This window comes from Alcanivorax sp. HI0044, from assembly GCF_001634945.1.
Genome location: NZ_LWEZ01001114.1, coordinates 1 through 5,379 on the forward strand (window position 1 = coordinate 1; position 5,379 = coordinate 5,379).

Genomic DNA, 5,379 nt, shown 5'->3' on the forward strand with positions numbered 1-5,379 from the left:
GATTATTTGTGACGTTTTATCTTCAGCGCGGTGACACCCTGTCATGTAAGCGCTGATAGTAGCAAAGCGAAGTGAGAGCATACGAATAGCAACCGTCTCAAAATATGTCTTGGCGCCGTTTTACCGAAAATGACCGATGAACGGAGTGAAATGACCGCTGTCTATCTTCTTGTACCGCTCAGGGGGTCTTTTCATTGCGGCACCGCCACGGACTTGCAATTGCCGGACCATCTACCGATGCTATGCGCGCCGGATCGCGCCAAATAGCCGCGTCCGGCCGCCCCTTGACCAGTCAAAAACGCAAGTCGCATATCCAGTCGTATAAGTAAGGAGCTCTCGTGGCGGTAGAAATCGGGCATCTTTCCCTGTGGTTGGCACTGGCTGCTGCCCTGTGCCTATCAGTTTTCCCCCTGATTGGCGTGTATCGCAACCTGCCTGCCTGGCAGTGGTATGCCCGTCCGTTGGCCTGGGTGCAGTGGCTGGCCATGACTGTCGCCATGGTGGCGCTGGGCTATTCTTTCTATATCAATGATTTCTCCGTGACCTATGTGGCTGGGCACAGCAACTCTGCGTTGCCGCTGGAGTACCGGCTGTCTGCTATCTGGGGCGGCCACGAAGGGTCCCTGTTGCTGTGGGGCTGGATGCTGTCCGGCTGGGCGGCCATGGTCGGGTTGCTGAGCCGCAGTGTGCCATTGCCGATGGTGGCCCGGGTGCTGGCTGTCATGGGCATGATTTCCGTGGGCTTTATGCTGTTTATGCTGCTCACCTCCAACCCCTTTGATCGAAACCTGCCCTGGTTCCCGCTGGATGGCGCCGATCTGAATCCGCTGCTGCAAGACCCTGGACTGATTATTCACCCGCCCATGCTTTATATGGGCTATGTAGGTTTCTCCGTGGCGTTTGCATTTGCGGTGGCCGGTTTGCTGATGGGTAACCTGGATCCGGCCTGGGCTCGCTGGGCCCGGCCGTGGACCACGGTGGCGTGGAGTTTCCTGACCGTGGGTATCGCGCTGGGGTCCTGGTGGGCGTACTACGAACTTGGTTGGGGCGGCTGGTGGTTCTGGGATCCGGTGGAAAACGCCTCCCTGATGCCATGGCTGGCGGGTACAGCCTTGATTCACTCACTGGCGGTGAGCGAAAAGCGCAACATGTTCCGTGCCTGGACGGTGTTGCTGGCGATCATTACTTTCTCTCTGAGCTTGCTGGGGACTTTCCTGGTGCGCTCCGGGGTGCTGACCTCGGTCCACGCCTTTGCCAACGACCCGGCCCGGGGAGCTTTCATTCTTGGCTTCCTGATTGTGGTCGCCGGTGGCGCATTGACCTTGTTTGGCCTGCGGGCGTCGGCGCTGCGCAGTGATACCGGTTTCAAGCCGGTATCGCGGGAAGCCTTCCTGCTGGGTAATAACCTGATTCTCCTTACCGCCACATCCGTGGTGTTGATGGGAACGTTATTCCCGCTGATCGGCGAAGCGCTGGACATGAAAATTTCCATCCGCAGCCCTTACTTCAATGGCTTTTTTGTGCCGCTGGCCTTTGTGCTGATTCTGTTGATGGTGCCGGGCATGTTCAGCAACTGGAAACGCCAGGACGGCAATACCCTGCTCAAGCGCATGGCACTGTTGGCCCCCGCCGCCATTATCGCCGGCTGGTTTGGCTCCCGTCTGCCAGACCCAAGCCCCTGGCAGGGAGTGTTGGCGATCATGCTGGCCCTGTTCCTGGTGTTTGCCCACGTGGACGATGTGGTTCGCCGGGCCCGTGCCTACAAGCAAGGTTTTGTCACCGGGCTGGGCAAACTGGGGCGCGGCTACTGGGGTATGGTGCTGGCTCACTGTGGCTTGGCGGTATTGATTGCCGGCATTACCCTGGTCAGCTTCCACGAAGTAGAGCGCGACATTCGCATGGCGCCGGGGGATACGGCGGAACTGGGGCACTACACCTTTGTGTTCGACAGCCTGGACGAATACCGCGGGCCCAACTTCGATTCCACCCGTGGTCATTTCCACGTGAGCCATGACGGTGATCCGGTGGCGGTGATGCACCCGGAAAAACGTACCTACCACGCCAGCCGCCAGGTAATGACCGAAGCGGCCATCGATGCCGGTTTCTGGCGCGATCTGTATGTAGCCCTGGGAGAACCGCTGGATGACAGCAATGCCTGGGCGGTGCGTATTTACTTCAAACCCGGAATTCGCTGGATCTGGTTAGGCGCCTTGATCATGGCCCTTGGTGGTGCCCTGGCCCTGACAGACAAACGTTACCGCCGTAACCGTTTTGCGGCCAACGACGCAGGAGCTGCCAATGAAAGCTAATTCTCCCTGGGTGTTTTTGCCCCTGGTCGGCTTTGTGTTGCTGGCGGTGCTGTTGGCCAGCGGCCTGGGTCGTGATCCACAGGAGCTGCCTTCTGCGTTGGTGGGCAAACCGGCACCGTCGTTTTCCCTGCCGTCGTTGCTGACCGAAGAAACCTATACTGAAGAGTCCCTGAAAGGGCGTTGGCAGCTATTGAATGTGTGGGCCACCTGGTGCCCCACCTGCCATGTGGAACACCCGTATCTGCTGAAGCTGGCGGCGCAGGGTGTGGCCATTTCCGGGTTGAACTACAAGGACGAGCTGCCGGCCGCCCGTCAATATCTGGCTAACCTGGGTAACCCCTTCACCCATGTAATTGTGGATGCCGATGGCCAGCTGGGACTGGATCTGGGGGTCTATGGGGCCCCGGAAACTTTCCTGATTAACCCGGCGGGGGAGATCGTGTTGCGCCACGCGGGGGATTTGAATGCCCGCGTCTGGGAAGAAAAATTTGTTCCTTTATTGCCTACACAGTCGCCAGCGACGGGGCAGGGTGAGGGAGAAGAATAATGCTGCGTATGGTGTTGCTGCTGATGCTGTCCATGCCGGCTTTGGCCGCCATTGATGTCTATCAGTTCGATAATGAACAACAGGAACAGCGTTTTCGTATCCTGTCTGAGGAACTGCGTTGCCCGAAATGCCAGAACCAGAGCATTGCGGATTCCGATGCCGGCATTGCCCAGGATATGCGAACGCGAGTGCATACCATGATCCTGGAAGGCAAAAGCGATGAGGACATCGTCGACTATTTTGTCTCTCGTTATGGTGACTTTGTCAGCTATCGCCCGCCGGTGAATGCCGGTACCTCCATTTTGTGGCTGGGCCCCATTTTGTTGTTATTGGGTGGCGGCGTAGTGATCGCTATGTTGCTGCGTAACGCCAGCCGTAAAGCGGCAGCAGAAGATGAGAGATCCCAGGGTAAAGAACCGGAAGAGGGCACGAAATGATGTTGTGGTTGATGGCGCTGGTTCTGTTGCTGGTGATGGCTGCGGTGCTGTGGATGATGTGGCGCCGAGAAGGGCGCAAAGCCGGCAAGAACATGACGGGCGCGATAGGTATTCCCCTGGTGATGGTGGTTCTGGCCGGCGCCGGTTACGGGTTTATCGGTCTTAACGAGCACACCAGCACCTGGTTGGGACATAAACAGGAATACGGTGAGGTGGCGCGGCAAATTATCGCCGGGCAACCACCGGAGAAAGCCGCCTCTGAAGTGCCCGCCGGGGCCTTGGTGCGGGTGTTGCAATCCGAACTTTCCCTGACCCCCTCTGCCGTTGGTTGGTATGCCCTGGGCGCTCTGTATGACCAGTTGGGAGCGCCGGCGCAGACCGAAGAAGCCGCTCGCAAGGCCTTGCAGCTGAACCCGGATGATGCCGCCATGCATCTGCTGCTGGCACGCGCCTTGATCGAAAAGAATGAAGCACGGCTTACCGACCCGGCGCTGGACGAAATTCGCTGGGTGCTGGACCGTGAACCGAATCACGATGGGGCCTGGATGTTGTTGGCCATGTCGGCGGACCGGGCCGGGCGTTATGCGCTGTCGGAACAGGCCTGGGCGTCTTTGTTGTCCCGGCACAGCGAAGGCGAAACGGCGGAACTGTTGCAGCGCGGTTTGGATCGGGCCCGGGAGCAAAAGCAGCGTGAAGGGGTCTTTGCCAACCTTGGGGCGACAATCAGCGGTGAAGGCCTGCCGGCTGGTGGCACCCTGTTTGTGTTCCTTCGCGAAGCGGGAAGCACCGGGCAACCGCTGGCTGCACAACGGAAAGTGGTTCCCCATTTCCCCATTACTGTGGAGCTGACGGCGGCAAACTGGCTGCAGGGCTACCCGGACGCGCAGGCGGACCTGGTTATCGGTGCCCGCTACACGCCAGCACCGGGTGCCTCGGTGGATCAGGCGGCGATTACCGCCGTACCGGTTTCGTTACAACTTCCCCAGGCGCAGCCTGCAACCCTCGATTTGTCCCGCCAATAGGGGCTTGCCGCCCCGGGCTGCTACCTAAGTAGCAGCCCCTATCCCTTGTGATGAAGGGGGCCTCAAGGTAAAGTTGCACCCCTTCGGAGGCTGGGTTCCTCTGATTTGTACACCCATACGCTTGGAAATTACGCCAGTTTACGCCGTCTGCGGCGGGCATTGCGCCCTCTCGTGGGGTTAGCGTGGGCCGTATCCAGAGCCGTACGGCACTTGGCCGTGGCGATGAGGGTGAATAAATCAGAGGGACTTTTTGCCTCTTCTGACGACAGTAAGATGGAGAATCCTATGCGTGTCATCCTGCTTGGTGCCCCCGGTGCGGGCAAGGGCACCCAGGCGCAGTTCATCAAGGAACAGTTCAATATTCCTCAGATTTCCACCGGTGACATGCTGCGCGCTGCGGTAAAAGCAGGCACTCCACTGGGCCTGGAAGCCAAGAAAGTGATGGATGCGGGCGGATTGGTCTCTGACGATATCATCCTCGGCCTGGTGAAAGAGCGCATTACGGAAGATGATTGTGCCAACGGCTTCCTGTTCGACGGTTTCCCCCGCACCATTCCCCAGGCGCAATCTCTGGTGGAGCAGGGTGTCGATATCGACTTTGTAGTGGAAATCGACGTAGACGATGAAGAGATCATCGAGCGTTTGAGCGGTCGTCGCGTCCACCCGGCCTCTGGCCGTGTGTACCACACCAAGTACAACCCACCTAAAGTTGAAGACAAAGACGATGAAACCGGTGATGAGCTGGTTCAGCGTGACGACGACCAGGAAGAGACGGTTCGCAAGCGTCTTGAGGTGTATCAGGCGCAGACCCGTCCGCTGGTAGATTTTTATCAGGACCTGGCCAGGCAGGGCGAATCTAACGCACCGGCCTATGTGCGTGTTGCAGGCGTTGGTTCTGTTGAGGACATCCGCGACCGCGTGCTGTCCGCCCTGAAAGGCTGATGACGGCCTCCTGTGGGAGGCTGACAAAACGCTGTATAAAAACGGGAAGCTTCGGCTTCCCGTTTTTTTTGGGGAGGGATCACAGAAAACCTGCAACCGATAGCCAAGCATGCACCATCTGG

General features: G+C 58.6%; 5 protein-coding genes. All 5 read left to right on the forward strand.

Annotated elements, in window-relative coordinates:
• Positions 1-338: 338 nt before the first annotated feature.
• The 5 genes from A3730_RS13180 (at position 339) to adk (ending at position 5,257) form a co-directional block, all read left to right on the forward strand.
• Positions 339-2,309 carry a heme lyase CcmF/NrfE family subunit gene (locus tag A3730_RS13180; protein WP_063538217.1) on the forward strand — a complete coding sequence of 657 codons (1,971 nt, stop codon included), beginning with the start codon at positions 339-341 and terminating at the stop codon, positions 2,307-2,309.
• Positions 2,299-2,856: a DsbE family thiol:disulfide interchange protein gene (locus tag A3730_RS13185; RefSeq protein WP_063518625.1), complete on the forward strand. Its 558-nt coding sequence runs from the start codon at positions 2,299-2,301 to the stop codon at positions 2,854-2,856. Before A3730_RS13180 ends, A3730_RS13185 begins: the two co-directional genes overlap by 11 nt.
• Positions 2,856-3,293: a cytochrome c-type biogenesis protein gene (locus A3730_RS13190; RefSeq protein WP_063518626.1), complete on the forward strand. Its 438-nt coding sequence runs from the start codon at positions 2,856-2,858 to the stop codon at positions 3,291-3,293. Before A3730_RS13185 ends, A3730_RS13190 begins: the two co-directional genes overlap by 1 nt.
• Positions 3,290-4,315 carry a tetratricopeptide repeat protein gene (locus A3730_RS13195; RefSeq protein ID WP_063518627.1) on the forward strand — a complete coding sequence of 342 codons (1,026 nt, stop codon included), beginning with the start codon at positions 3,290-3,292 and terminating at the stop codon, positions 4,313-4,315. The genes A3730_RS13190 and A3730_RS13195 overlap by 4 nt, the downstream gene beginning before the upstream one ends.
• A 285-nt stretch (positions 4,316-4,600) precedes the next feature.
• On the forward strand, positions 4,601-5,257 hold the full coding sequence (adk, locus tag A3730_RS13200) for an adenylate kinase (protein ID WP_063518628.1): 657 nt from the start codon (positions 4,601-4,603) through the stop codon (positions 5,255-5,257).
• Positions 5,258-5,379: the final 122 nt, after the last annotated feature.

What these genes read in the sequence shown, in the direction of transcription:
- A3730_RS13185 (WP_063518625.1), top strand. Translation starts at nt 2,299, where the DNA reads ATGAAAGCTAATTCTCCCTGGGTGTTTTTGCCCCTGGTCGGCTTTGTG.
- A3730_RS13190 (WP_063518626.1), top strand. Translation starts at nt 2,856, where the DNA reads ATGCTGCGTATGGTGTTGCTGCTGATGCTGTCCATGCCGGCTTTGGCC.
- A3730_RS13195 (WP_063518627.1), top strand. Translation starts at nt 3,290, where the DNA reads ATGATGTTGTGGTTGATGGCGCTGGTTCTGTTGCTGGTGATGGCTGCG.
- adk (WP_063518628.1), top strand. Translation starts at nt 4,601, where the DNA reads ATGCGTGTCATCCTGCTTGGTGCCCCCGGTGCGGGCAAGGGCACCCAG.